1 protein-coding gene is annotated in these 512 nt (G+C 49.6%); it reads right to left on the reverse strand.

Going from position 1 to position 512, the window contains the following annotated elements:
• The coding region (locus R7Z49_RS27725; RefSeq protein WP_318112861.1) for a substrate-binding domain-containing protein at nt 1-512 on the reverse strand (512 nt) is incomplete at both ends.

The raw sequence follows: 512 nt of genomic DNA on the forward strand, positions 1-512 counted from the left end.
GCAACATCCTGAGGAATCTTCAACCCCAACTCCGCTATCGCTTGGTAGCACCCCATTGCCATATAGTCGCTGCCACAGAAAATCGCTTCTGGTGGCTGCTCCATATTCAGTAGTGTCAGTGTTTGCTGGTGCGCTTCTTTTAGCGACCAGTTTGCATCGACTAAATACTCTGAGTTAGGAATGATGTCTGCATCAATGAGAGCCTGACGATAACCATCGGCACGTTGCTTACTGGCTAGCATCCAACTTTCACCAGACAGCATGGCAATGCGACGATAACCTTGCGCTGTGAGGTGTGAAACTGCTTTGTAAGCTCCAATCATATCGGCCGGCAAAATACTTGGCGTTTCGGTGTGTTCTTCGTTGGTGCAGTTCAGCAGCACAGTCGGTAAGGAAGTTGTGACGCGTTGCTGCTCCAACTCTCGCGTCATACTGGATGCGTAAACCAAACCTGCGTAATCACCGCCGTTGATCTCCGACTCAATCTTGCTTGCCAACACTTCATCATGGTT

Origin of the sequence: Vibrio sp. 1562 (assembly GCF_033340155.1) — a bacterium.
GTDB lineage: Bacteria > Pseudomonadota > Gammaproteobacteria > Enterobacterales > Vibrionaceae > Vibrio > Vibrio alginolyticus.